The sequence below is a fragment of the Chryseobacterium sp. 22532 genome, assembly GCF_052044665.1.
Lineage (GTDB): Bacteria > Bacteroidota > Bacteroidia > Flavobacteriales > Weeksellaceae > Chryseobacterium > Chryseobacterium lathyri.
Map to the genome: position 1 here is coordinate 202,887 of NZ_JBQENJ010000004.1, position 26,989 is coordinate 229,875.

The 26,989-nt window shown below is 35.9% G+C and carries 26 protein-coding genes; 13 read left to right on the forward strand and 13 right to left on the reverse strand.

The genetic code is table 11. From position 1 onward, the window contains the following. Positions 1–30 precede the first annotated feature (30 nt). The 3 genes from ACTJIV_RS12235 to ACTJIV_RS12245 are packed head-to-tail and all read left to right on the forward strand — an operon-like array spanning position 31 to position 1,938. Positions 31–897, forward strand: a complete 867-nt coding sequence (locus ACTJIV_RS12235; RefSeq protein ID WP_440627794.1) for an alpha/beta fold hydrolase — start codon at positions 31–33, stop codon at positions 895–897. 30 nt (positions 898–927) lie between these two features. Beyond that, positions 928–1,521 (forward strand): dihydrofolate reductase family protein, encoded by a 594-nt coding sequence (locus ACTJIV_RS12240; RefSeq protein ID WP_223559727.1) that lies wholly within the window; start codon positions 928–930, stop codon positions 1,519–1,521. 45 nt (positions 1,522–1,566) lie between these two features. Continuing rightward, complete coding sequence (locus ACTJIV_RS12245; protein WP_111952865.1) at positions 1,567–1,938, forward strand: VOC family protein; 372 nt, start codon at positions 1,567–1,569, stop codon at positions 1,936–1,938. A 130-nt stretch (positions 1,939–2,068) separates the two neighbouring features. Here the strand turns inward: ACTJIV_RS12245 and ACTJIV_RS12250 are convergent, their stop codons facing one another. Next, positions 2,069–3,565 (reverse strand): hypothetical protein, encoded by a 1,497-nt coding sequence (locus tag ACTJIV_RS12250; RefSeq protein ID WP_440627797.1) that lies wholly within the window; start codon positions 3,563–3,565, stop codon positions 2,069–2,071. 440 nt (positions 3,566–4,005) lie between these two features. Between ACTJIV_RS12250 and ACTJIV_RS12255 the strand changes: the two genes are divergently transcribed. After that, positions 4,006–5,475 (forward strand): alpha-amylase, encoded by a 1,470-nt coding sequence (locus ACTJIV_RS12255; protein ID WP_440627799.1) that lies wholly within the window; start codon positions 4,006–4,008, stop codon positions 5,473–5,475. Between the two features lie 26 nt (positions 5,476–5,501). On the opposite strand, the gene ACTJIV_RS12260 is transcribed toward ACTJIV_RS12255, so the two are convergent. Further along, entirely contained in the window at positions 5,502–6,125 is a 624-nt protein-coding gene (locus ACTJIV_RS12260) for a hypothetical protein (protein ID WP_111952874.1), read from the reverse strand. Positions 6,126–6,469: 344 nt separating this feature from the next. Here ACTJIV_RS12260 and ACTJIV_RS12265 point away from each other — a divergent pair, with 344 nt between their 5' ends. After that, positions 6,470–7,081, forward strand: a complete 612-nt coding sequence (locus tag ACTJIV_RS12265; RefSeq protein WP_440627801.1) for a DUF4142 domain-containing protein — start codon at positions 6,470–6,472, stop codon at positions 7,079–7,081. A gap of 90 nt (positions 7,082–7,171) precedes the next feature. On the opposite strand, the gene ACTJIV_RS12270 is transcribed toward ACTJIV_RS12265, so the two are convergent. The 7 genes from ACTJIV_RS12270 to ACTJIV_RS12300 all read right to left on the reverse strand — a co-directional run bounded on the left by ACTJIV_RS12270 (position 7,172) and on the right by ACTJIV_RS12300 (position 15,008). After that, complete coding sequence (locus ACTJIV_RS12270; RefSeq protein ID WP_223559723.1) at positions 7,172–7,513, reverse strand: nuclear transport factor 2 family protein; 342 nt, start codon at positions 7,511–7,513, stop codon at positions 7,172–7,174. Positions 7,514–7,587: 74 nt separating this feature from the next. Beyond that, positions 7,588–7,947 (reverse strand): prevent-host-death protein, encoded by a 360-nt coding sequence (locus ACTJIV_RS12275; protein WP_111952883.1) that lies wholly within the window; start codon positions 7,945–7,947, stop codon positions 7,588–7,590. A 371-nt stretch (positions 7,948–8,318) separates the two neighbouring features. Next, positions 8,319–9,245 (reverse strand): hypothetical protein, encoded by a 927-nt coding sequence (locus ACTJIV_RS12280; protein WP_440627804.1) that lies wholly within the window; start codon positions 9,243–9,245, stop codon positions 8,319–8,321. 157 nt (positions 9,246–9,402) lie between these two features. Then, the gene (locus ACTJIV_RS12285; protein ID WP_440627806.1) at positions 9,403–10,518 is read right to left on the reverse strand and encodes a hypothetical protein; all 1,116 of its coding nucleotides are present in this window, start codon (positions 10,516–10,518) and stop codon (positions 9,403–9,405) included. Between the two features lie 274 nt (positions 10,519–10,792). Continuing rightward, a complete protein-coding gene (locus ACTJIV_RS12290; RefSeq protein WP_111952892.1) occupies positions 10,793–11,407 on the reverse strand; it encodes a response regulator transcription factor in 615 nt (204 codons plus the stop codon). Continuing rightward, on the reverse strand, positions 11,400–14,411 hold the full coding sequence (locus ACTJIV_RS12295) for a sensor histidine kinase (protein ID WP_440627808.1): 3,012 nt from the start codon (positions 14,409–14,411) through the stop codon (positions 11,400–11,402). Before ACTJIV_RS12295 ends, ACTJIV_RS12290 begins: the two co-directional genes overlap by 8 nt. A 180-nt stretch (positions 14,412–14,591) precedes the next feature. Continuing rightward, positions 14,592–15,008: a hypothetical protein gene (locus ACTJIV_RS12300; RefSeq protein ID WP_440627810.1), complete on the reverse strand. Its 417-nt coding sequence runs from the start codon at positions 15,006–15,008 to the stop codon at positions 14,592–14,594. A 437-nt stretch (positions 15,009–15,445) separates the two neighbouring features. Here ACTJIV_RS12300 and ACTJIV_RS12305 point away from each other — a divergent pair, with 437 nt between their 5' ends. The 3 genes from ACTJIV_RS12305 (at position 15,446) to ACTJIV_RS12315 (ending at position 19,171) form a co-directional block, all read left to right on the forward strand. Next, a complete protein-coding gene (locus ACTJIV_RS12305; RefSeq protein WP_440627812.1) occupies positions 15,446–17,203 on the forward strand; it encodes a sensor histidine kinase in 1,758 nt (585 codons plus the stop codon). Then, complete coding sequence (locus ACTJIV_RS12310) at positions 17,187–17,840, forward strand: LuxR C-terminal-related transcriptional regulator (RefSeq protein ID WP_111952904.1); 654 nt, start codon at positions 17,187–17,189, stop codon at positions 17,838–17,840. Before ACTJIV_RS12305 ends, ACTJIV_RS12310 begins: the two co-directional genes overlap by 17 nt. 776 nt (positions 17,841–18,616) lie before the next feature. Then, the gene (locus tag ACTJIV_RS12315; protein ID WP_111952907.1) at positions 18,617–19,171 is read left to right on the forward strand and encodes a thermonuclease family protein; all 555 of its coding nucleotides are present in this window, start codon (positions 18,617–18,619) and stop codon (positions 19,169–19,171) included. Between the two features lie 58 nt (positions 19,172–19,229). Here the strand turns inward: ACTJIV_RS12315 and ACTJIV_RS12320 are convergent, their stop codons facing one another. From ACTJIV_RS12320 to ACTJIV_RS12335, 4 genes are all read right to left on the reverse strand, one after another. Further along, a complete protein-coding gene (locus ACTJIV_RS12320) occupies positions 19,230–19,646 on the reverse strand; it encodes a hypothetical protein (RefSeq protein ID WP_223559715.1) in 417 nt (138 codons plus the stop codon). Positions 19,647–20,045: 399 nt separating this feature from the next. After that, positions 20,046–20,657 carry a response regulator gene (locus ACTJIV_RS12325; protein WP_440627815.1) on the reverse strand — a complete coding sequence of 204 codons (612 nt, stop codon included), beginning with the start codon at positions 20,655–20,657 and terminating at the stop codon, positions 20,046–20,048. After that, positions 20,654–20,974, reverse strand: a complete 321-nt coding sequence (locus ACTJIV_RS12330; protein WP_440627817.1) for a hypothetical protein — start codon at positions 20,972–20,974, stop codon at positions 20,654–20,656. Before ACTJIV_RS12330 ends, ACTJIV_RS12325 begins: the two co-directional genes overlap by 4 nt. 429 nt (positions 20,975–21,403) lie before the next feature. Continuing rightward, complete coding sequence (locus tag ACTJIV_RS12335) at positions 21,404–22,051, reverse strand: DUF1349 domain-containing protein (protein WP_111952919.1); 648 nt, start codon at positions 22,049–22,051, stop codon at positions 21,404–21,406. Positions 22,052–22,132: 81 nt separating this feature from the next. Here ACTJIV_RS12335 and ACTJIV_RS12340 point away from each other — a divergent pair, with 81 nt between their 5' ends. The 5 genes from ACTJIV_RS12340 to dnaX all read left to right on the forward strand — a co-directional run bounded on the left by ACTJIV_RS12340 (position 22,133) and on the right by dnaX (position 26,851). Beyond that, complete coding sequence (locus ACTJIV_RS12340) at positions 22,133–22,876, forward strand: response regulator transcription factor (RefSeq protein WP_440627819.1); 744 nt, start codon at positions 22,133–22,135, stop codon at positions 22,874–22,876. Between the two features lie 108 nt (positions 22,877–22,984). Next, a complete protein-coding gene (locus ACTJIV_RS12345; RefSeq protein WP_440627821.1) occupies positions 22,985–23,341 on the forward strand; it encodes a helix-turn-helix domain-containing protein in 357 nt (118 codons plus the stop codon). A gap of 422 nt (positions 23,342–23,763) precedes the next feature. Next, positions 23,764–25,020: an aminotransferase class I/II-fold pyridoxal phosphate-dependent enzyme gene (locus tag ACTJIV_RS12350; RefSeq protein ID WP_111952926.1), complete on the forward strand. Its 1,257-nt coding sequence runs from the start codon at positions 23,764–23,766 to the stop codon at positions 25,018–25,020. Between the two features lie 6 nt (positions 25,021–25,026). Further along, on the forward strand, positions 25,027–25,668 hold the full coding sequence (locus ACTJIV_RS12355) for a TetR/AcrR family transcriptional regulator (protein ID WP_111952928.1): 642 nt from the start codon (positions 25,027–25,029) through the stop codon (positions 25,666–25,668). Between the two features lie 97 nt (positions 25,669–25,765). Further along, positions 25,766–26,851, forward strand: a complete 1,086-nt coding sequence (gene dnaX, locus ACTJIV_RS12360) for a DNA polymerase III subunit gamma/tau (protein ID WP_111952930.1) — start codon at positions 25,766–25,768, stop codon at positions 26,849–26,851. The last annotated feature ends 138 nt before the right edge of the window (positions 26,852–26,989 follow it).

The window sequence follows — 26,989 nt, forward strand, 5'->3', positions numbered from 1 at the left end:
GTTTTAATTAACCTAAATCCAAATAACATTATGAAAAATTTATTCAGAATCCTAAAGCCATTACTAGCGTTGGTGATTATTATGCTTACAGCATCACCGTTATACGGCCAGAAAGTAAAACCGTCTGCTAGTGGCTATGTACCTGTTAACGGCATCAAAGTATATTATGAAGTCTACGGGGAAGGTAAACCTGTTGTATTGTTGCATGGTGCTTTTATGACCATTGATATGAATTGGGGCCAATTGATTCCGGAGCTGTCGAAGAACCGGAAGGTAATTGCCATAGAATTGCAGGGACACGGACACACGCCGTTTTCAGACCGCAAATTATCACACGCTACATTAGCCGCTGATGTAAAAGGAGTCATGGATGAGCTGAAAATTGATAAAGCAGATGTAATAGGATATAGTTTTGGTGGTGCTGTAGCTTACCAGTTTGCTATACAAAGCCCTGAAAGATTAAACAAGATGGTGATTATTTCTGCAACCTATAAAAATACCGGTTGGATACCCGAAGTAAATAACGCCTTTAAAGGGATGAAACCTGATCTTTTTATAAACAGCCCTATGCAGGCGGCCTATGACGCTGTGGCACCAGATAAAACAAAATGGACAAAATTTTTGGAGCAGATGATTGCTACTGCCAAACAGCCTTTTGACTTAGGCGATTCCAATATTTCTAAAATTTCGGCACCCGTTTTAATCATTTCCGGTGACAATGACGGACTGGATAAAGTTGAGCTGGCAAAAACCTATACATTATTGGGAGGTGGCATTTCTGCCGACCTTGGCTCTATGCCAAAATCTCAGCTGGCAATCGTTCCCGGGCAGGGACATGTCAGCCTGATGATGCAAAATGCAACGATCCTGAGCTACCTGGACAGTTTTTTAAAGTAATACCATAACTGAAATAATAAATTTATCAAAATGAGAAAAATAACTGTTTTATCAATGATTACGCTGGATGGTGTTATGCAGGCACCTGGCGGTCCTGATGAAGATGTTTCCGGAGACTTTAAATATGGTGGCTGGACAGTATCTTATGGTGATGAGCTTTTTGGACGGATCATGCAGGAAGAGATGAAGCCCGCCGACTATCTTTTGGGGAGAAAAACATTTGATATTTTTTCATCCTACTGGCCGGACCATGCTGATTTTTGGCCGGCTGTTAATGAGGGGACAAAATATGTCCTGTCTCAAACCACTGAAAATTCAGATTGGAAAAATACAGCTTTCCTCAAAAGCCTGGCAGATATACAGACGCTAAAGCAATCGGAAGGGCCTGATCTTCAGGTTTGGGGCAGCAGTGAGCTTATTCACCTGTTGCTAAAGCATGATCTTGTAGATGAGCTTCGACTCAAAATTTATCCGTTGGTCCTGGGTAAAGGGAAAAGATTATTTGACAGTGATACGGTTCCGGCAGCCTTTGCCTTAACAGAAAGCCATGTGACATCAAAAGGAGTGATTATAGCCAATTACAAGCGTAATGGGGAGATTATAACAGGTGATATTGAACTGTAAAATTTTTGATCAAAGAATAACTTTACAACTCTTGGAAATTCTAAAATGAATACAAAATTTGAAGCAGGAATTAATATAGCTATAAAAATTCCGAAAAATAAATATGAAAAAACAGTTGCTTTTTACAGGGATATTCTAAAGCTGGATGTTGAAGAAAAGCCTATTAACAATCCTACCGTTTCCCGGACGCATGAAGTAAAATTCGGCAACAATATTATATGGCTGGATTGTGTGGACAACTATACCCATTCTGAAACTTGGTTACAGCTTACCGTTCCCAATATAGATGAAGCGACAAAATATTTGCAGTCAAATGGTGTGGAAACCTGTGACGAAATTGAGGAGCTTCCTGAAAATATGCACTGGATTACTGATCCGGCAGGGACGGTTTTTAATCTACAGGAAACTCCGGAATAATAAAAAAGCTGTAATCTGACTGATTGCAGCTTTTTTGTATCGTATTGAAATGTAATTTTTTATACTCTTAATTATTTGCAGAATAATGACGGTTTTTATAGACTGAAATCCACCATAGAATTGATTTCAATTACTTGATTGTGATCGTCATATTCGGAACCACAATGTCACCATTAGAGCCTGAATACCGCTGAGCAAATATTTCAACATAATCATTATTGAGAAGCTCAGTAGTTCCGTTTATTGGCAGTACAACAATATCATTGGTAGATGATCCTCGTCCGTACACTTTATATTGACTTAAAACAGTTCCGTTCTTGGCAATATATATGATATAAGTTCCTGCTGCGGGAACCTGGAAAGAAACTGATCCTGTTATTTGAAAAATTCTTTTCTTTTTGCCCAGATATCTTAATCTGTTGGGAACACCGTCTGTTGAAAACCTGAATAAATTGGATGAGGTGGAAACTGAAGATGCAGTACCGATCTTTACAATATTGCTGGGGTTTGCATTGTTGGTAAAACTGACACCAATGCCGGTTCCTACAGGATAGTCTACAGAAAAATCTCCAACAGCATTGGTGTCGGCTTCAGTAGGTATTCCGGCAGCTCTTACCGTCCAGCTATTGTTAAAATTATACCCGGGATAGGTTCCTGTAGCATATGGCCTGATATAACCTGTAGTATTGGTTCCCGTAAAAACGACAGATTCCATAACAGCATCACCGGTTATTGTAAGACCGGATGTTGATACATCAAATCCTGTGGCAGATCCATTTACCTGGCTGAATCCGCCTTGTTTTTCTATCAATGTAAAAGTACCCGTCAAACGCTCATAAGTCCCGGAATTATTGCCAAACCAACCTATATTACTGAGTAACAGCTGTGTTATATTGTTATAGGTGATACCGTTGCTGTTTCCTGTAAATTGAATGATGCTCAAAAATACCAGCCCAAAGCCAGAAACAGTTCCAACAGTATTGGAATTAGCAACAACACAGTCCCGGAATATAAGGTTTTGAGCAGGAGATCCGTTTAAATTGAAAACATTTCCGCCTGGTGCTGTAAGGGTTAAGCTTCTGATGCTCCCGCCCGTGGCTCCCTCAAAAATATTGCCCGAAGTTCTCCGGATAATGTCATTATTGCTGTCATGGCCGGTTATGTAAGAATTATTAATATCAATGGGCAAATCAAATGTTACCTGTCCATTGATCTCATACAGTGTATTAGCGTCCATAAGATATTTTCCACCGCCCCCGGCAGCAAGTTCTTCAGCTAAAACTGTATTCAGTACATCAGTAGATTTTATGCGTTTAAAGTTAATTCTCTCAGTCACACTGCTTGCCAACGGAGCCCATGATGATGTAGAATTTATGTAATAATAGAATAGCTTCAATGTAGTATCGTAAACCAGGAGTCCATCGGCGGGAGCTACTATCGCATTTCTTTCGGCTGTTGTCATTCTTGGAGCCAGCATTCCTCTGGTTGTGGAACTTACGTCCAGCATAGCACTTGCATTGGGAGTGGGAGTTCCAATTCCAATCTGACCTTTCCCTGCATAAAACAGAAATATGAAAAACAGCAGGAAAAAATTCTTGTAATAGTGGAGAGTAAATTTTTTTTTCATGGTGAATTAATTAAGTTATTAATAATAGGATTGGTCCCGGTATGGGCCGAAAATGTTTCAGTGATGGATTCGAGCTGTATACTTAGCTGATCAGTTAAATTTTAATAAATAATAGCAGTAAGAATTGATAAGTAAATTTAATAAATCCCAAATTATTGAATTATGATTATAATCATAAAAATATTAATTAAAATTCACCGAAATATGATGTTTTATGATCTTAATCATGATGCTGGTGAAGGATACACCTTAGATTTGTAAATGATTATGCATGTATACTATCTAAAACGCTACACTTTGCCTTTCATTCTTTGGGAGGTTTTTTAGTATTGCTGGAACAGACAGGATGCAAACTATGGTGCATCATATTCCTGATCTATTTTGAGCAATTATCAGTATAAATAAAGCTTTTAATGTTTAACAGAAAACCGAATTAAAATATGAATGGAGTTATTATACAATTCTTTCATTGGTATCATGAAGGAAATTTATGGAATGAATTTACGGAAAAGTGTGAGTATCTTAGGAATCTGGGATTTACAGCAGTGTGGTTTCCACCTGCAACAAAATGTGTGTTAGGGCAGGAGGGCAGAGGATATGATACCTATGATTTGTATGACCTGGGAGAATTTGATCAGAAAGGAGGTATTCCCACAAGATACGGAACCAAAGATGAATACCTGTCCGCTATTAAAAAAGCCCACGAAGCTGGCATATCCGTTTATGCCGATATTGTACTGAATCACAGAATGGGGGGAGACGAAGGTGAGACTGTTACCGTACAGCAGGTCAATGAGGAAAACCGGAATGAAACCATTGGTGAACCTTTCAGTGCAAAGGTATTTACGAAATTCCTTTTCCCGGGACGGAACGGAAAGTATTCGGATTTTATCTGGGATTATACTTGTTTTAGCGGAATAGACATTATTCAGAAAGATCATGAAGAAATAAAAGGAATTTTCAAAATCCATAATGAATACGGAACAGCATGGAACCAGGCGGTAAGCCACCAGTTCGGAAATTATGATTATCTGATGGGAGCTGATGTAGAATACCGTAATCCTTACGTCGTCGAAGAAATGAAAAACTGGATCAAATGGTATCTGGAAACCACCCATGTGGATGGATTGCGCCTGGATGCCCTGAAGCATATTTCCGTTGATTTCTTACAGGAATGGATCACCTATATAAAAACCGAATTGAATCCGGATTGTTATATTTTGGGCGAATTCTGGAAGTCGGAATCTGGAAAAATATCTGATTTTTCTGATAAGATTAATGATATGATCTCCTGTTTTGATGCACCTCTCCATTACAATTTTTTTGAAGCATCAAAGGAGAGGGAAAATTATGATCTCAGCCAGATTTTAAAAGGCAGTTTTCTGGAGAAAAAACCGGTCTTTTCCGTTTCATTTGTTGAAAATCATGATACGCAGAAGTTACAGGCTTTAGAATCAGCTGTACAGGATTGGTTCAAGCCTCTGGCTTACGCTGTTATTTTATTGTCAGAAGAGGCATATCCCTGTGTTTTTTATCCCGATCTTTTCGGAGCAGAATATACGGATTCGAAAGATGGTGAAGAAATAAAAATCATTATGCCAAAGGTGAAAGTTCTGCCTAAATTGCTTGAAGCGCGGCAGCAGTTTGCTTATGGCGAGCAGGTTAGCTATTTTGATCATCCCAACTGCATTGCGTGGGTCAGAAAAGGGAATACTGAATATCCCGGCTGCATTGTGATCCTATCTAACAGCGAAGACGGCTATAAAGATATTGAGCTTGGAAAAGAAAACGCAAATTCCGTATACAGGGATTTTACCGGGCAAAGAAAAGACCCAATTGAAACAGATGAAAATGGCAAAGCCAGATTTGTGGTCAATTCACAATCTGTAAGTGTGTGGGTGAAAGTTTAGATTCCAGCCTACTGACTTAATATTGGCTAAAGAGTCATTCTTAAATTGACGTCTTCCACATCGCCATCTTTTTTAATGGTAACGGATTTTCGGATGTTTGCCTCACTAAGAATCTTAAAGTAATGATGCCCCTCTATTTCTCTTGAGCTTTGAAGAGTATTATTGATATAGGTATTCTCATAACCCAAGGTATAAGTCTGCTGTTTATCCTGTATGTAGTTGAACCCTGTGATTAGTAAATATTGTCCGGGCATGAGATTATTGATCTCGAAGCTGCCTTTATCATCCTTTACCTGTATTACTTTAATGCAGGCTCTGGCCTCTTTGTGCAGTTCTACTATCTTACCTTCCTTTTCATACTTTTTGCTTACTTCCTGCCATTCTTTAAAATAGGCAGTTTGTGGCATTACAATAATAGACGTTCCTTTAGGTGCATATTGTCTTTTGTTGATGTTAAGAACTGCAATTCCTCTGATGCCCGATTGATTATCTTTAGCAAAAGCCTGCCCTTTAATTGTTGATTTGCCGCCTGTCATCAACTGTATGGTTTCACTTTTGTTAAATTGGGCTTTCTGCTCAACGGTGAATGACTGGGCACCAGCGATAGAAGAAAGCAGAAAAAAAGCTATGATATAGTAATGTTTTTTCATAACAATAATATTTTAGGTTTAAAACTGATAGGTTGTACATGACAAATATATCAAAAATACAAATACCGATATTAAATAGCTAAAAATCTGGATATTAATATTAAACAAAAAATTTATATTCTTTATTCAAAGCTTTTGGTCGGCTAATTTATCATTCAGGGTTGGAAGTTTTTCTACCGCAAGATTCAGTTTAAATTATAAACTGTATTTGTAGAAGATCGTAAGTTCAGTTTGATTATAAAAGACTTATTAAGTGCTGTTTATAAACGGATTGGCATCGCAGAAATATGAATTTTGGCAAATAAATTGTTGTATTTATTGATCATCACTTTAAAATTATTATTATGAAAAATTTTGTTTTAACACTTTTTGCAGCTGCTGCACTGATAGCCTGCAAAAAAACTGAAACCAAATCTGTAAATAAATCTACAGATGAGCAAATTGTATCTGCCCCTGCTGAGTCTGGAATGACGGTTACTGATTCTACCAAAGTTTCTGATACTAAGGTTACTACAAATTCTCTGAGTGATCAGGACAAGAAATTTGCAGATGCTGCAGCAAAAGGAGGCCTGATGGAAGTAATGATGGGTCAGCTTGCAGCCACTAATGCTACTAATGCAAAAGTAAAAGCATTAGGAGAAATGATGGTAAAAGATCACAGTAAAGCCAATGACGAGCTCAAAAAATGGGCTGGAACAGCAGGCTACACGCTGCCAACTGGCCTGGATGCTGACAAACAGAAGGAATATGATGATCTGAAAGCAAAAAAAGGTGCTGAATTTGATAAGAAATATACCGATCTGATGGTGAGTGATCATAAAAAAGACGTAGAAGAATTTAAAAAACAGGCCTCAGAAGGTAAGGAGGCATCATTAAAATCTTTTGCGAGCAAAACACTGCCCACTTTGGAGCATCATTTAATGGAATCTGAAAAAGCAAAGAATGCCGTAAAATAATATATAGTACGTATAGAATAAGCTCCTCTGTCATTAGAGGAGCTTTTATTTTTCAGAATGCTATCAAAATTCATTAGAATGGCTGAAGAATTATCTCTGGATAACAAAGCCTCTCAGCTCTGCCATTTTTCCGTCCTGGAATCTCCATACATCACAGTAATCATAGTCTGTCCATTGGTTGTCTTTGTTCAGCAGGCTTATTACACCTACTGCTGTTACATAATCTCCTTCACTTATCATATATTCTACATCAAACTTGGGAGGCTCTCTGTAGGCATCTGCCAGATACTTCCGTACCTCTTCCTTCCCGGAAAGAACCTGATCTCCTATAAATACCCACTTTGTATTTTCGCTGCAATACGAAAGAAAGGTTTCATGATCCCCCATTGATATGGCAGCATTGGCTTTCTCCAGAACAGTTTTATTATCCATAAGGCAGGTATTAAAAAGTATATAAATCAATAATGATTATCAGTATCCGGGATAATCATTTGGAAATAAAAGATTTAATTAAGCTGATAATTAACGATGACTAAGCTCAAAATGAAATGGACATAATCCTCCTGAGCTTCTTTTACATTCATCAGTTTGTTTTTATAGGCATAAGAATTCAGGACCTTTGTCAGTTTCTGGTAAGTTTCAAAATGGTCTCCTTTAATTTTGACTCTTCCATTGCCGTCTCTTGTTTTAATAATTTCATTATCCAGGGTTCTGACTTTAAATAAAGCATATGATAGTTTTGGCTGGAAATTCATTCGCCCTGTATATCTTTCAACTATATTAACCTTGAACGAGTCAAATACGATTGTGTTAAAAACAATTGTAGAGTAAGCATCCTGAGTATTAAGCTCAAGTGTATAGTTCATTTATTTTTATTTTTTACAAATTTACTCAGAAGCTTAAAACAATCAAAGTAAAATAGAAATTTAACTTTTTAATAACTACTAATCAATAGCTTTTTCGCTTACAGTTAAACATTTATGAAAAATAACTATGTCCGGTATTGGGCAGGACAAAAAAATAATGAAGATAGTCTCTAAGCCTGATTCTAAAGTCTCCAGATAAGTAGGTTCTTAATTCCAATGCCTGAGTAACAATTTATTGATAACATCCTTCAATCATAAATATAAACTAGAATCCCCCTTTTGTTTGGGAACAAATTGTTTTCTTTCTCATCATGTATGGCGTCATGTAATGATAGGAGGGGGATTGACTAGTTTATATAATATTGTGCAGTTTAATTAGCAATTTTGTAACCGTAAAATGAACTTACCACTACCTGGTAAGTCGTCCCGCTGGTTACAGCTGCTGCTGAAGCCATACTCACGGTTTCTCCGGCATTCAGATAGGTGATGCATGAAACATTGGTTCCTACCAATATGCCGGGGTTCGACTGGTAAGACTGGACCAATATATTATTGGGAGTGGTACTGAAGTTTTTTACAAGATATAATATAGCCCAGGCAAAATTGGGAGCACCTGCAAGCGCACCATTATCAAACTGGGTGGAGCCGTAGAACATATAATATCCGCTGGTAGCAGCTGTAAACCTTCCATTGGCTGTATTCATTACATTTCCTGTATTGATGACCGTTCCTTGAGGATAATTAATTTCTGCGTTGATAAAGGGTCCGCTGGCTGTAGCAGGAAGTGACTGTCTTGTTGTAGTGCTTATGGTGGAAAAAGCATAAGTGGACGCTGCTGCGGGCAGATTGCTGGAGCTTGAGAGTAAAATAAGCTCCCATGTTGTATCGGTAACTGTTCCTTTACTTATAAAAAAGGCATAGTAACCCGGAGGTACGCTGACAGAAGCTACTCCTGCACCACTTTGATTGTCAATGAGCTCTGCTCCGCTGGCGGCAATAGATAATGTTGCGGTACCGGTATTTTTGAAATGGTAGGTTCTTCCAATAAAATTGCCGGATCCGCTTACAGCGGCGGGTAGAGTTAAAGTACCATTGCTGTTGCCAGTGTAGGCTATATAGTAATCATTGGCGTCAACAGGACCGCTTGCTCCAGTAGTTTTATACGTTGCAGCAAATGAGCCATTAACGGTTAGCTTACTGCCCGGATCGCTGGTATTAATGCCTATATTTCCGGATTGAGAATACATCAGACTACTGTTTAAAAGGGCCATTAATGGCAGGAAAAACATTTTTTTCATATTAATAAGATTAAATGAATAAATAGCAGGTAAATAAATAATTATTAGTTTGATAAGGGAGAGTTGATTTTAAATGAACTGCTGCAGGAATGAGGGAATTTTGCAGCAGTTCAATTTTCAGCTTTATGTATTTAGAATCATGGTTATTGTGGTTTCCTTAATTTTGGAATTTTACAAAGTTTACATAGAAGCCAGGATTGCCAATATTAAATCCACTTGGTACTACAGCATTGGTTTTGGTAGCTATAATGGGATAAGTTCCCGGTGTTGCAAAATAAAGTACCCGGTTTTGGTCCCGGGGAGACATCATCTGAACATCTGCCACATTACAATATGTTCTCCAAATGTCTCCAATTCCATTAATATAGAATGAATAGTCGTTACAATTTGACTGTATAGTAATTCCTGCACGGAAAAAATACCATCCTTTTGCAGGAATCACAACTGAGGTTCCTGTGGCTTGAGTATTTACACCTGTTGTACTTGTAAAAGGATTGGTTAATGTGCCTGTATAGGTTGACCAGTTGTTGGCAAATGCAGTGGTAACCGTAGAAGACCAGGTGGCCAATCCATCAGCATCACTGGTCAGTACATACCCCAGCTGCTCTGTACCGTCTTTAATCTGTAGCGCACCGTTAGTAGTTCCATTATCTATAACGATTTTAGAATTGGCGGCTCCGGCAGGTACCGTATTGGTTCCGATCAAAACTTTTCCGGTTCCGTTGACACTCAGGTTATTTCCGGCAGTAGCAATATTAGTGGGTTGGGATAGAGTACCTCCTAATTTAACATCTGTGCCCGACATGGAGAGACCATTACTCGCTGTTATTGCACTATTGGCTATTGTAATTTCCCAAGTGTCTGCAGCTCCTGTAAGTCCTGTATTAATTAGCTGAACACTTTGATTCGCTGGTACTGTAATACTCGCACTTCCATTAATGGTTTCCGGGGCAGCAGAATTTACCGTTATGGTAAAGTTTGTATTATTCTTGACCGTATACATTCGTCCCTTAAAATTTCCCACTCCGCTGATGGCTGCCGGAAGATTGAATACCGCATTGGCGGTACCATTATAAGAGACATGAAAATCCGACGAATTTAAATTGTAAACGGCTGCAGTTACTGCAAGATAATGGGCAGCTATAGAACCATTGACATCCATTGTAGATCCCGGATTTGGAGTATTTATTCCTACATTTCCAGATTGTGCAAAAATGACAGATGAAGTCACCAGCCCCACTATTTGTCCTAATTTTGTAATTTTTTTTAGCATTATTTTCAGTTTTATTTCAGTTTTACAGATTAGCTTTTATCTTAATTTGCTATGTATTACATAATGAAATTATTTTATAATGGGTTAATTATATGTTACTTAATGTTTAAAAAATTATGAATTTGCATGTTTTTTGCTTAAAAATTTTAAACATCTTTATTCATAATGTAAAAATATAGAAATATTACTACAGAAAAGAGGGTGTTTCGTAGAATAAAATAAAGAAGCATGTAGAAAATTTTCTACATGCTGTGATTTATAAAAGGCTTATGAATCAGGAAATATAAGTTTGATATAATTTGATAAGGTCGGCTAGGTTCTTGGTTTTTAATTTATTGTGGATCCTTTTTTTATACGTGCTGATCGTTGGCATCTGTATCCCCATCTTATTGGAAATTTCTAAATTGCCGTTGCCCTCTACCATTAAAATAAAAATCTCGTACTCTCTCGTGGATAGATTTTTTATAGAATCTAATGGAGATTTCTGAAGCAATTGCCGTACAATAGATGGAGGATAATAAAAGCCTTCAGAAAATATTTTGTTTACGGCATCCGAGATTTCTTCAGATTTGCTGAGCTTGCTGATGTATCCGTTAGCACCTTCTTTGATATACTGTACGGCCACTTCTTCTTCATAAGCCGAAAATATCAGTATTTTTATTGCAGGATCCAACGCCTTAATTTCGGTGATCATTTTTTTATTTTTGCTTTCCGGCATATTGATATCCAGAATAACAAGATCGTATTTCCGTTCTGAAATTTTTCCAAGGGCTTGCGGATAATCTTCAGCCTGGTCTATAACGACCCCCGGAATCCGTGACTCTAAAATCATGCTTGTACCTACCAGAACAATGTCGTGATCATCAGCAATAAGAATATTCTTAATCATTTTTTTTATTCGTTAAAATCAGTTTGAATGAAGTTCCTTTTAATTTATTTTTTTTAAAGACAATTTTCCCTTCTATCATTTGCAGAAGCTGTAAAACAAGGTGAAGTCCCATCCCGTATTTTTGCAGCAATAATTTTTCATTTTCAATATTGTCCTGAAGCTTTGTATAATATTCTATCTTCTTTTCGTCCATCCCAATTCCGGTATCTCTTATCAACAGGGTAATGGTGTTTCCTTCCGCATGGCTCTCTATTGTGATGAAGCCGTCTTTTGTGAACTTTACAGAATTATCCAGTAGATTATGAACAATTGCAGACAAGATATTCTTACTGATCCAGACCCATAATGTCTTGTCTACATTATTGATGATGAGGGTGTTATTGTTCTCTGCGATGGCATTGAAAAGTATTTTCTTTTCCTCTATCAGCTTATGCAGAGAGTAAAGCTCTGTTTTATCAGACCGGTGATGCGTATAGATATCCGCATATTCTTTCAGGGTAATAGTAAAATTATATAACTGATCCGAAGATTTGTAAATAGAGTTAAGGATCTTTTCACGATGCTGTTCATTAAAGCCATTCCTGTTCAAAGCTTCCTTTGCGGTGAGTGCAATAAACTTTACCGGAGTTGTAATGTCATGGGTAATCGTTCCGATGAGTTTTTTTTGCTGTTCAATTTCTTTATGGAGTTTTATTTTTGTAATCTCTAGTTTTTCTACGGTATCAGAGAGGCTTTTTGTGCGTGAGTTTATAATTTCTTCCAGTTCATGGTTTTTCTTTTCCAGGAAATGTATTCTCCACTTGACCAAAAAGTACAGCAGCAGCAGGATTATGGACGAAAGAAATATTTTAAACCATACCGTCTGATAAAAATAAGGCGGAATGATAATATGTATTTTTTTATAAATGTATTCTCCCTTATCGGAAATGAGTGTTCTCACTACGAAAGAATGATTTCCGTAAGATAGGTTTGAAATGGAAAATTTTCCGTCTTTTCCTATAGGCTCCCAGTTGGCGTTGGGTATTCCGCTCAGCTTTGCTTCTATAATTAGATTGTCGGGGTTTGAATAATAGGGAACATCAATAAAAATATCAATACGATTGGATTCTGGTTTTAAATTGAGTATTTTATCGAAATATTGTTCTTTGTTATCGATAACGGCCCTTTCTATATAAACGTTTCCGGGATAATAGCTTTTTACTTTCAATGGATCGAAGAAAACCAGACCATCTAAAGAAGGAAGTACAAATTCTCCATTTTTTAGCCTGTTACCACATACATTACTACCGCCATTGAATTCGTTGGTTTTGAAACCTGAATCTTTTGAAAAACGGTAATAATTGACTTTTAATTTCCTATTCCGAACATACTGAAGCAACTGGCTTTCCGGAACTCTGTAAAGTCCGTTGTTGGTAGGAATCCAGAAAAATCCGCGTGAATCCTCTAAAATGGTATGTGAAGAAGAAATATTGTTGTTGGTATCATAAGGCATTTTGATCAGGCGGTTGTTTTTCAGCAGATAAAAGCCTTTCCCTAAAGTGGTGATCCAGAAATTACCGTCTTTTGACTGTATAATACTGCGGATTGACAGCTCGTTGCCGGGATTTAGCTGGAGTATTTTATTGGTTTTTAATGATACTTTGTACAGTTCTTTTGTAGTGCCTACCAATATATGTTCTTCATCAAACTTCAAGGCTTTGACAGGCTCATTATTAAAAAAAAACTTTTTTTTCAGTGAATTGAAAGACAGGTCCTCATAGATCAGAAGGAATCCGCTGTAGGCGGGAGTTCCACTTTTTTTAGGCTGCAGTTCTAGGGCATAATACCTCTGGGCATCGGAGAAGAAGTCTACTAAATCGAATTTTTTTTTAAAAGTACTTTTCGTATAATAAGATTTTTTCTGATAGGTTATCAGATCGCTTGCCTTACGCGCAATGATGTTTCTTTTCTCATCATAAGCCATGAAGAATGGAACGATACTGTTAAATTTTTTGTCTTCTACAAGTCCGTTACGGTCATAGATCTCTCCGAAAGTGGTAATAACTGAAGAATGACTGTAAGGTAAAGTATTATAAAAAACAGATTCAGGTTTTGAAGGGGGTCTCTGGATGGTAACAAAATCTGGAAAACTGATAATCTGCAGGCCGTTGGTACTGCTTCCCAGATAAAGCTTCTTGTAAACTGTATCATAATATATGCTGATGATATTTTTTGCAATATCATCAAGCTGTACAAGTTTTGTTACTTTTAATGTGTTTCCTTCATATTGGCACCTGTAAATGCTGTTTTTATTGATGATAAAAACCTGATTATTAATCAGGCTCCAGTACACCTTGCTATGGATGTCCGTCAGTAATGGCTCATGGTAATAATCAGCGATTTTTCCCTTTTCTATTTTTTGAATGTTTTTTGACTGATAATCAATAAAGAACACTGATTTATCAATTACAAAGATTCTTGCAATGTTCTTATAGAATGCCTTGATATTTAGATTCTCTTCTTTTTTAGAAGTGGCATCTATATATTGAAGAGAGTTCTGCTTTATAAAATAGGTACCTTCTTTAAGGGGAAAATACAGATTCATGCCTGGCGATGTAGTGTAAGTGTAATTGGAGCTATATAAAAAGTAATTCATGTGGTCTTTAAATATAAAATGCGAATTCTTTTTTATGGAGCGTATTACCTTAGGGGACTTTTGGTGTATAAGCACGGTTTTTGCGTAATCTGCTGTAGTATAGATGCTGTCTTTTTCGGGGGAGCCGTAAAAATACCTAAACCGTTGACTGTTTAGCGGAAGATTCCTGTAAACCAGGAATTTCATTCCATCGTACCTTACAATTCCGTTTTCAGTGGTCAGCCATATAAAACCATATCTGTCTTTAATAATATCTTTTACACTGTTCTGTGGAAGCCCGTTGTCTGTATTATATGACTGAATGTTATATTGTTGGCTGTAAATAATGAAAAAAAAGAAGAACAGAAAAGCGGAAGTATATTTTTGCACAAATCTTTTTATTTTAATGGTACGGCAAAGTTATTACTGAATTTGTAAAAACAATATCAATAAAAGGTTTTTTTTTAACATTTGGCAAAAAAAATAAAATAGAGTATTGTCTGTATTATTTTTCGGTTGACAGAAATTTAAGTTTTTTGGTTTCAGGTATTTAACAGTTTTCTATTCTTGTTAATTAGCTTTGGGAGGTGGTGGAGGCGGCGGATTCATCTTGTTGATTTCTTCTAGGGTCGGCGGAACAATATGTTCCAGGACAACCGTTTTCCTGAAAGGAAACTGTTTTTTTGAAAGCTTCTCATGATAATCAAAATAATAGATATCTTGATTATAATATGAGGCTTCGATAATCAGTAAGCCGTTTTCATCAAAATAATCTTCAGAAATTGTATGCTTTAAAATACCTTTATTGTCAGCGGTAGCCTTCTCAACTATAATACCGCCTTCTTTGGTATCTTTAATGAAGATCACGCTAACATTGGGCGCACGTTGATTGCTGTCAGTCACAAAACTGAGTTCCAAACTGTATTGCTTTTGTGCCGGAACATATAAAAAGCAAAATAAAAAAAACACAAATGACAGAATTTTCATAGCAGAAATTTATGTTAAGTTAGAATAATTATTCCGAATTATAATGTATATTGCCCATCTTGAGATTGATTTTCATTTCAGGGGTTGTAAAGCCTATTAAAATTATGTATAACATGGAAATTGACATTTTTTTTACCATGAAAAATTATGTACTTAGAAAAAACTAACGATTATTGTTTTCAATATGTGTGTCTGAACAGGAAAATATACTTACACTGAATGAAATCCTGGAGTTTTCTTAGATTTTTGTAATTTCAAATAAAATTAGTTCTCTGTATTTATCACCTGTTTACTGTTATGAGAAGACAAAAATTACTTTAACTTTGCCAAAGGAATGATATAGACATTAGCATGATTTTGGTAATGTGATGATGGCGTTAAAAACTAATACCTGCAGACTTAGATAATCAGAAAACTATTTTAGCTGATAAAAAGATATGAAATATAAATTCTTAGATTTTAAATTGAGAAAAGTTGTTCATTACTCATTAATCCTGTGCATATTGTTGATACAGGTTATTATAGCCATATTTTTTTACAACGAATTTGTCAATGAAAAAAAGCTTCAGTTTATTAAAAATCAACTGGACGAAAGTAAAGCATTGGGCGGTTTAACGGATAATTCGAGGAAAGATTTCATGGATGCACAGAATTACTTTCAAAAGTATGTGATCAGCCAGGATGACAAAGATCTGAAGCTATACTTTGAATCTCTTAAAAGATTAAATAGCAATTTCGAAAAAATAAATGATTATGGAGATACAAATCTGGGACTGAAAAATAAACTGGCAAAGCAAAAAAAAGATACTCTGAAAATTGTAAAGCTACAGACGATTATAGACTCTGTATATCAATATTCTTTGAAACCGCCTGTAACAATCATCCCGGATCAGCATTACGAGCTGGAAAGGTATAAAAACATGGACGACTTTGAAGATCTGAACATACAAACCCAAACCTATTCAGATACCATCAAAAAGAAAGGCCTCATGGGGCGTTTAAAAGACGCAATATCAGGTAAGGTAGATGTACAAAAGGAAAGTACCGTGATTACCATGACCAATAAAAAGCCGGCTAATCTTTCTAAAATAAAACTTAGGATGGATAGCCTGGCGAAATCTATGGATAAATATTATACCACCGAGGTTAAAAAAATTCAGCGTTCTACAGTTCAGAAGCAGCAATCCATGGCTGAAAGCCAGCGTGAAAATATAAAGTTCTACAGTAATTTCAGTAAATTATTGGTATACAGCAACGGACTGATCAATGTTTACGAAAAAGCTATTAAAGAATTTAAATCCGATTTAGAAAAAGAATATAACAAGCAGAGCTCCAGGAACAACAGAATCAGGACCTATCTCGTACTGGGATTAATGGTCTTAATGTTTATTGTATCCATTCTGATTATGTATTTTACAAGAATAGCATTCATATACGAAATGAAGCTTAATGCTGCGAATAAGGAGATTAAAAAGAGTCTTAATTTCAAAAACAGAATTCTTGGAATGCTGAGCCACGAGCTGATGTCGCCTCTGAAGATTATCAATATCTTTATTGATAAGATCAACAGGACCACAAAAGATGAGACCACCAAAGACTACCTTAAATCAATAAAGTTCACCAACAGCACCTTGCTTATACAATCCAACCAAATTCTTGAATACACAAAAAACCAGGAAGTTGAGAAAAGACTGGTGAAAACCGTCTTTAATCTTAAGGATGAGATAGGGTCTATTGTAACAGCCATTACGCCTTATATAGAAACAAGGAACAATAAATTTCTGGTAACAGACAGAATTCCTGCGGATTTAGTTGTAAATTCAGATAATATAAAAATTAACCAGATATTTATGAATATCCTGGGAAATGCCAACAAGTTTACAGAAAACGGACAGATCGATCTTTCTATGGCAACTGAGAAAGTAGATGAAAATACCATTTCTCTGATCACAACAGTAGGGGATACCGGTGTAGGAATTTCAGATTCCGATCTGGAGAAAATTTTTGAACCTTATTATCAGGGGATGATCTCTGATAAGATTGATAATTTCGGGGCCGGATTGGGATTGAATTTATGCAAAGAAATCATAGAGCTGTTTAATGGAGAAATATCAGTTTCAAGTAAGCTGCATAAAGGGACAAAGGTAACATTCAGAATAAATTTAAGCATTAATCATCATGGAAGCACCAACTGAAAATAAAGAGATTATATTTCTTTTAGCGGATGATCACAGTATCGTTCGCCAGGGAATTGCGATTCTCATCGATGAAATTGTTCCAAATTCTAAAGTTTATCAAACCTCATCATCACAGCAGATCGTAGAGCTGGTACAGTCAAAAGGAGTGGAAATAGCTATTATTGATGCTCATTTTCCGGACGGCAACAGTCTCCATGTTTTACCATTGATGAAAGCTGTGAATCCGGATATTAAAATTTTAGTCTTCACAGGTCTGGAAGAAGATCTGCATGTGCTGAAATTTATTAAAGCCGGAGCCAGCGGATATGTAAGCAAATTAAGTGAGGAAGAAGAAATAAGACAGGCAATTTCAGATATTGTACATAAGGGAGAATATTTCTCTCCGCTTTCCCGTAACCTGATGCTGCAGCTGGTTCAGAATCCGGATTTAATCAACCCGCTTAGCCGTTTAACCAAAAGAGAGCTGCAGATTGCAGAAATGTATGCAGAAGGATATGGCAACCTGGAAATTGCAAATGATCTGGATATAAAACAGAATACTGTGAGCACCATAAAGAAGAATATTTTTGATAAATTAAAAATAGAAAACCTTGTCGAATTGATCGATCTCATCAATACTCATCACAAAATATAGGATTTTCTAAGATCCGTTCCTCATTTCTTCCCCGTTAAAGCATTTTATCGATAAACATCTATGGCTTTATCGATATATATCGATGTCAACTATAAGAAATATTTCCTCCTAATGTTGTTACTTTGTCTCAGTAAAATTAACCAAAGATACTTTCTGATTTTAGTACAACGGTAAGTTTTATAACACACACATAAATGATGAGATAAATATAAGTGTATGCATGGCCTTGAAGAAACTTCTCGAAAGCTGATTATTAAAAACACAAATTAATATAGAGAAGCAGGCTTGGTCTTTGTAGGTCATTTTATACATAAAAAAGGGAGACAATAGTCTCCTTTTTTTATTGGGGTAATGCCAGGATAGTAAACTTTTATTTGAAAAACATCTATGGCTTTATCGATATATATCGACGCTAATTACAGAGAATATTATTCCTTAATGTTGTTACTTTGTCCTAATAAAATTTACCAAACGGAATATATTAACTGAAAAAGTTTTTTAATACAAACGGTAGACTTTATTAGAACACAAATGATGAAACAATATTAGGTATGAATGATCTTTAAGTAACTTCTTAAACTCGACTTAAAAAAACACAAAATTAATATAAAGAAGTTTATAGATCATTGATACAGAAAAAGGGGGGCAATTAGCCTCCTTTTTTATTGAGCGGTAATTCTGAGCACTTCATATACTTTTTGTTTTTTCAGAGTGGATTAAATAAAAAAACTTCGTCTGGTAAGGGGGTTTGGAAATAAATTACATAATTTCGCATCATGAGAATATTTCTTTCGGCACTACTGTGCTTTCCTCTTTTATTCTTCTCACAAACAACAGCTAAAGTAGTTGGGATTTCAGACGGAGATACAATTACGGTCTTACTGGACGGAAATGTACAGAAAAAACTTCGGCTGGCAGAGGTAGACTGCCCCGAAAACCGGCAGCCATTTGGAAAAAATGCGAAAAAGTTTACCTCAGATCAGGTTTTTGCAAAGCAGATCAGGTTTATAGAAACCAATAAAGACCGCTATGGACGTTCAGTAGCTAAAATATACTATGACAATGGAAAATATCTTTCCGCAGAAATTATAAAAGCCGGGTATGGATGGTGGTACTATTCCTATTCTAAAAATGCTGATCTGGGAAAAATGCAGGAAACGGCAAAAAATAAAAAACTAGGACTCTGGCAGGATAAAAAAGCAGTCTCTCCCTGGGATTTCCGTAAAGAACAGCGCGAAAATGCTAAAAAAAAACGGCTTCAAAAACAACTGCTGGAACATCAGGCACAAAAAGAAAAAGAACAGGGCTTCGGGAATAATAAGACGGTATAAAATAAGAAACCGCTGCAAAAAAGAGCAGCGGTTTCCTTATAATCAACATAATAATAAACTAAGACTCTGTCTTTAACAGTCCTAAATTAAAAGCTGCAGGTTCCTTTCCGAAAAGACACGAGAAAATATTCTGAAACTCATGAATATATTTGCATTTAATGGAGTTTCCATATATTTTCAAACCCTCAAGGATTTTCCTTGAACTTAAATCAATATCATATTTAATAAATGGTTCGGGTCTTTCATAACGGATTCTTTCATTTGAGCTGTAGGTTCTCAGGAACCCAAATTTTTCAAGCCATTCCTCTGTTATGCAAATGGGTTTAAGAGAATCTGCCGGAACTGAAATGCTGTGGATGTCATTTTCTATTTTTACAAAATAATCGTGACCTTTACCCTGAAATATTTCAGTGATGGTGTAAATCTGATTTTTGTACTCAACTAAGTTTTTAATTTTAAGATCTGCTGCATTCATAATATTTTGAGTTTAGAAAGGTGTGTTTGTGAATATTTAATTGCAAATATTATGCCCTGACTAATAGTAAATATCCTGTATTGTTAATGTTTTTATTAATTTTTAACATAAATAATTAATTATATGTTAAAATAATACGGAAATTAACTGAATTGGTAGAAAAATAGAATATTTTGTGTGGTACCTATGTGGTATCTATTGTTTCGTTAAAGAGTTTTAATATCTCTTAATCTTCTGTTCCAAGCAGATCTGAAATAAAATTTCACATTTATCTCAAAATAAACCATTATAAATAAAATGAATACTGGAGAATAAGAATATTGCCATTTTCAAAGCAGCAAAATCCGAGGCCGGATATTATACATTCAATTTCGGTTAAATTGGATGTTTTCCCGTATTCTAATGCATCATTTCATGTACTTTGATGAGCTCGGCGATATTCGAAACATTAAGTTTTTTAAAGATTCTTTTTTTGTAGGTGCTTACGGTAGACATCTGAATGTCCAGTTTATTCCCGATTTCAAGATTTCCGGATCCTTTGGCCAGAAGTTTAAAGATTTCATATTCCCTTGAAGACAGCTTTTCTGCAGGATTACTTTTTTTATTCTGGATAATAAGCCCGATCAGTTCACTGGGATAGTAATAACCCTTCTGAATGACTGATCTTACAGCTTCCCGGATTTCTTCTTCACAACCCTGTTTGCTGAGATAACCTTCAGCACCTTCACGAATATATTGTATCGCCACATCCTTACCATGTCCGGAAAAAACAAGGATTTTAAGATTTTCCTGGATATTTTTAAGCTCAGAAATCATTTTTTTATATTGTGTTCCCGGCATATCAATATCAAGAAGAAGGAGATCATAAAGGGTCTCAGATATCTGTTCTTTTACCTGGTCATAATTTTCTGCAAAATCTATTTTGAGCTTCGGATAGGCAGACTCTAAGACCAGAGCAGCTCCTGCTCTTACTACATAGTGATCATCAGCGATTAAAATTCTTTCATTCATATAAAATTTTTAATAGGAGTTGTTTCAACGAATACTTCCTTTGAAATACCTGCATTTGAATTTGATGTTAGCGGATATTTCAATTCCGTACCGGTGGTTATCGGGGTTAGTTTTTGATTATTTTGAAAGGTATGAAAGCGGAAGGTTGTGCTTGCGGTTGCTATAATAGCTGTAATTTTTTTTTGAACAGCTTCAGCAACAAGCCCTGTAAAATCATGATCATCCTTGACAATGGCTTTTGCATCATTCTGCAGAAATCCGTTGTCAGTAATAAACCTCGTGAAAATATGACGCTGTTTGTAAATGCTTGAAAACATAATTACAAAAAACAAAGTCCGGGCTTTCATAAATACATAAATGATCTATGCTTTCCGCTTGATTAGGGCGAAAATTTATTAATAATAGTCATTATACAAGCCGAAGTTTTTTAAGTGTTGGGAATACTGAATGCATTTCTTTTCATTAATTTTTTTGTGTTTGATGTCTTGCCGTTAAAACAAGTTGAATTTGGACTGTAAAATTAGTAATTTTATAAACATAAATTACCATAGCGAGATGTATTTGATATGAATTTTATCTAATAACCAGACACATTAAGCATAATTTTATATTTCTTTTATCTTCACGCAGTGAAATAGTATGATTTTTTTAATCATAATGCTGCTCAGAAAAAAAATTAAAACAAAAGCCTCCCCGAAAAAGGGAGGCGAATAAAAATTGACTGTATATTGAATAAAATTCAATCGCTATTTGTTGTTTTCAAGCCATTTCAGCCTGCGCTGGTCGGGAAGATGTTTTACCGTGAAGTTTTCAAAGGCTGCAGTAAAGCCGTTTCCATCCGGACAGGCAGCCATTAAGCCCACCATTACAGGGGTGTTGTCCTGTAAATATGCATTGCGCATCATTGTATAATTCTTGTCATCAAAAGAATAAAATATTTCTACAGCATCCAGTCTTCTTACGGCTTTTATCCAGACTGCAGAAGGAGTGGTGTTCAGTGTAATAACACTCCAGTCGCTTGTTCCATGCGTAACTACAGTACTGAGGTTGTATTTACCATCTACGAATTCAATACCCGCCTTTATGTAGTTCTCTTTATCAGTCCTTAGCATAAGCCCCGTCTGGTCAAATCTTGTCTTATAGTTTCCACTGATCTTTACCTTCGCTTCAAATTCTCCGCCATAGGTCGTATAATAAAAAGGAGCATCATCTACTGTAAATCCATAATGGGAAATCCTCCAATAATCACTTTGTGGCGTAACATTCATTAGCAGGCTGTTGTTTTTAATTTCCCATTTTTCAGGCTCATTAAACCAGTTCATCTTTTCCAAAGTCTGTGAAAGCGTTTTCTCGGCCATAAGAACGGCGCAAAAACTTAAAATCAATCTCTTCATCCTCTTAGCTGGGTGTAAATTATTATTTTAGCAAAAGTATAACTATACCCATATTTCATCAATACTGATAAATAACCATTTATGGAAATCGTAGAAAAACTGAACAGCCGGCTTTTAGACAGGTCATCTCAGAAATGCAGACTTGACATAGAAGAATATAAACAGAGAGCATCGATATATTCCCAGATGGAAGGTGCCATATCTGTTTTGAGCGACATGCAGGCAGATAAAAGTTATGTGTATAAATCTAAAGCTGCATGGGAATTAGGTTTAAGTATGGAGGAAAACCCGTCAGAGATCAATTCTATCTGGGAAGAAGAGATCATTAAAAAGATACATCCGGATGACAGGCTCAAAAAATATATCCATGAACTTCGGTTTTATGAAATGATGGATTCTATGGATACAGAGCTTCGGGCAGACTATTCTGTACTTTCTAAAATCAGGATGAAAGATAAAAATGATGAATACAGGTTTGTAAAGCACCGGATGTTCTATATTTATTCTCCGGATAACGGAAAGCTGAGATTTGCATTTTGTCTTTATCATATTGCGCTGGATCGGACGCAGCTTCAGGTTTCCGATTTTATGATCATTAATACAGCTAAAGGTGAAATTATTGTAAAAGATAAGCTTAACTATCAGAATATTCTCTCAAAAAGAGAGCTGGAAGTTTTAAAATATGTAGGCCAAGGCTATGCCAGTAAAGAAATAGCAGATTTTCTGTCTATAAGCATCAATACAGTAAGCAGGCACCGCCAGAATATCCTTGAAAAACTGAAAGTGAAAAATTCTGTACAGGCATTTAAAGACAGCTTTTATTAACGGTGGTTCTTTTATAGGGCAAACTCCGGAAAGTTCACCATGCCTTTTTTTATTCTTATGCTTAATTTTATAGATTAAATTTTTACTATAAACAAATGATGATAACAAATGAAAAGAAGTGAAGAGATCACCAGGCAATATTTTGATTTTCTTGAAAAGCATATTCAGGATGTAATTACCGGAGCTGTTCAGGAATTTATGGAACTCAATGAAATTGCCGGCCAGCTTGCTGTTTCACATCAGCATCTCACGGATACTATAAAAAAAGAAAAAGGACAGCATCCGTGCTATTTCTATGATGAGAAAATCATAAACGAAGCCAAGGAGATAATAGCAAACTCAGATCGGTCTATTGCAGAAATTGCAAGAATATTTACCTATGACCCGTCCAACTTCTCCAAGTTCTTTAAAAAGATGACAGGAATTACACCGGGAGCATTCAGAAAGAAGAGTAGATTACAGTGATTAAGATTCAGTATTTTTTCCGTGACGGGACAAAATAGCATAAAAATTCCTTTTTATAATTCCTGGATTTTAATGAATTTTAACATCCAAAAAACATATCTGAAAAATAAGATTTTAATAATGAGACAATTGTGAAATATTTGTCCTTTTTTTGTGATTTATTTGAAAATAGTGATTTATTGTTGTATTTTTTTTGTTAAATTTAGATTCATTAAAAAAAATAACTAACCCTTGAAATACTCAACAGCTATATGGATAATAAAGTGATTTGATTATCAGATCATAAAGTAAAACGTCTTATATGATGTATAATATTTAATATAATCGATAGATTTTACAAGCTTTAAATAATCATATATTTGTTTCTTCAAACAACTAAAACATACACTAAACACTAACAATTAACACTAACAACATTAAGGATGAGTATCGATTTTGAAACAGCAACTTTTAAAGATTTTGAGAATATTTCAGATTATGATATTGCTCAAAGAGCTAATTATTTTTATGAATTCCTTGACCATATGAAATCCAGAGGTCATATGAATTACAGACTGAAAAATACTTCAGGAAGCAATGCAACATTAAATATAGATATTGCAAACCAAAATAAAAATTATGTAAGTTTTGTCTCCAGCGATTATTTAGGATTTACACAGCATCCTAAAGTTAAAGAGGCAGCAATTGAAGGAATTGAAAAATATGGAACAGGTACAGGAGCATCACCTCTGATAGGTGGATATTTTGATTATCATAATGCGATAGAAAAAAAGATTGCTGATTTTTTTGGAAGAGATGAGGAGGAGGTCATTTTGTTTACAACTGGATACGCAGCTAATAGCGCTACTTTACAGATTTTAATGCAGAAGGAAGATATCGCTATTTTAGACATGGGAGTACATGCCAGTGTACATGAGGGATGTGCTTTTACCAATAAAAAAACATTTCCGCACAATAATTTGGAAGCTTTGGAACATGTTTTGAAGGTATGTGAGAATACGTACCGTACAAAGCTGGTTATCTTAGATGGAGTTTACTCTCAGGAAGGGGACACTTCACGGGCTAAAGAAATATATGATCTTGTGAAAAAGTATAATGCTTATCTCATGGTAGATGATGCACATGGGGTCGGAGTGATGGGAAAAACCGGAAGAGGAGCTCTTGAAGACGACGGTTTATTGGATAAGATAGATTTTATAACAGGAACATGCAGCAAGACTTTTGGCAACCTCGGAGGATATGTGATTGCTAACAAAAAAATAACATCATTTCTTAAGTTCCAGTCCAGACAGCATATTTTCTCAGTAACAGCACCACCTTCTTCCTTCGGAATTTTAAAAGCAATTGATTTGATTGATGAAGAACCTTTCTGGAAAGATAAACTATGGGATAATATCAATTATTTTAAAACAGGGCTTAATGATCTTGGCTTAGATACCGGTATTACCTGCTCAGCTATTATTCCTGTGAAAATTGGAGATCAGAATAAAATGTGGGATATTGGGAGAATACTGCTTGAAGAAGGAGTCTATACAAACCCTATTATGTATCCCGCCGTAGCCAGAAAAGATGCCCGTATCAGGATGACTGTAACAGCACGACACGAAAAAGAACATCTTGACAAAACACTGAATGTTTTTGATGATATAAATAAAAAATTGCATATTGCAAAAAAATAATAAATTATGCCCAGAAAAGTAGTCCAAGGCCCTATTAGGGACAAAGAAAAAACAAAACAAAAACTGCTGGCAGCAGTTGGTAAAATTTTGAGAGTAAAAGGTTACTCCGGTTTAAAAGTAAGTAAAATTGCAGCAGTAGCCGGGTTCGACAAGAAACTCATCTATGAGTACTTTGGAAGTACAGATAAACTTATTGATGAGTATATAAAATCCCAGGATTACTGGAGCAAGTTCAGCCCGGATATTGAGGAAGAAGTACAGGTTGGAAAAGGTAAAGAAGTCCTAATTCAGGGAATTCTCATGCAGTTTGAAAGTCTGAAGAAAAATAAAGAATTACAGAAAATTATTCTTTGGGAACTTTCCGAAAGCAAGCCGATACTTAAAAATATACTAAAGCAAAGAGAAGATGTAGCGGCCAATCTATTTGAAAATGTTACGGATCCTTATTTCGGGGAAAACGCTAAAAACGTAAGAGCTATGTTAGCTTTAATAGCGGCTGGAGTTTATTATCTGAACTTGTTCCCCGCATACAACGGAACAGAATTCTGCGGTATTGATATGAGAACTGATGAAGGAAGAGCCGAAGTGGAGAAAGTGATCGTTGAGATTATAGAACACTACTACAAAACGAAAAAAGCAAAAGAATAATGATTAAAAGTTTTCCAATTTTCCGAAAATAAATTTTTGTTGATAATTTGAAAACTTTTAATTTTCAGATTAAAACTATATTTCTTATTTTTGACCAATGGAAAATTTTATCGTATCTGCAAGAAAATACCGCCCCCAGCAGTTTGATACTGTAGTAGGGCAATCTCATATTACAGATACCTTAGAACATGCTATTGGAGAAAATCAGCTGGCTCAGGCCTTACTGTTCTGCGGTCCTAGGGGTGTGGGTAAAACCACATGTGCCAGAATCCTGGCCAGAAAGATCAATGAAAAGGATGGTTCAGTTTCAGAAGACGGCTTTGCTTATAACATCTATGAATTAGATGCGGCATCTAACAATTCCGTGGATGATATCAGGGAGCTGATAGACCAGGTCCGCTTTGCGCCTCAGGTAGGTAAATATAAAGTCTATATTATCGATGAGGTGCACATGCTGTCTTCTGCAGCGTTTAATGCTTTCCTTAAAACCCTTGAGGAACCGCCGGCACATGCTATTTTTATTTTGGCGACTACAGAGAAGCATAAAATAATCCCTACTATTTTATCACGTTGCCAGATTTATGACTTCAAGAGAATTACCATTGAAGATATCCAGGGACATTTAAGAAACATCGCTCAAAAGGAAAATATCCAGTATGAAGATGATGCCCTGTATCTTATTGCCCAAAAAGCCGATGGTGCCCTAAGAGATGCGCTTTCTATCTTTGACAGGCTTTCTACATTTTCCCAGAAGAACATTACATTGGCCAAAGCTGCCGAAGTGCTCAATATCCTTGATTATGATCAGTACCTCAATATAGTAGACCTGGCCAAGGAGAACAAAATTCCAGAAACGCTTTTCGCTTTCAATGAAATTGTAAAAAAAGGCTTTGATCCGCATATTTTTATTGCTGGATTGGGAAATCATTTCAGAGACCTTATGATGGCCCAGAACGCCAGAACAATAGAACTTATTGAAGTCGGTGAGAGGACCAAGGTGAAATTCGTAGAGCAAAGCCAGAAATGGAATGCCCAGCAGCTCATTGACGCCGTCGAGATCTGTAACCATGCGGATATTAATTATAAGAACTCCAAAAACCCAAGACTTACAGTAGAAATTGCACTGATGCAGCTGTCTTCCCTGACAGCCAATTTAGGTGATACTAAAAAAAAAAGTTCTTAATACTGGCTCCGTTTCTCAGTGAGAAGCAGGAAGTAAAAATACAGGAGAAGGCTCCCGAAAAGAAAGAACCCGTAGCAGAACAACCCGTTCAACGGCTTGAAACCGTTCAGGAAACCACTGTAAAAACAACAAAACCTT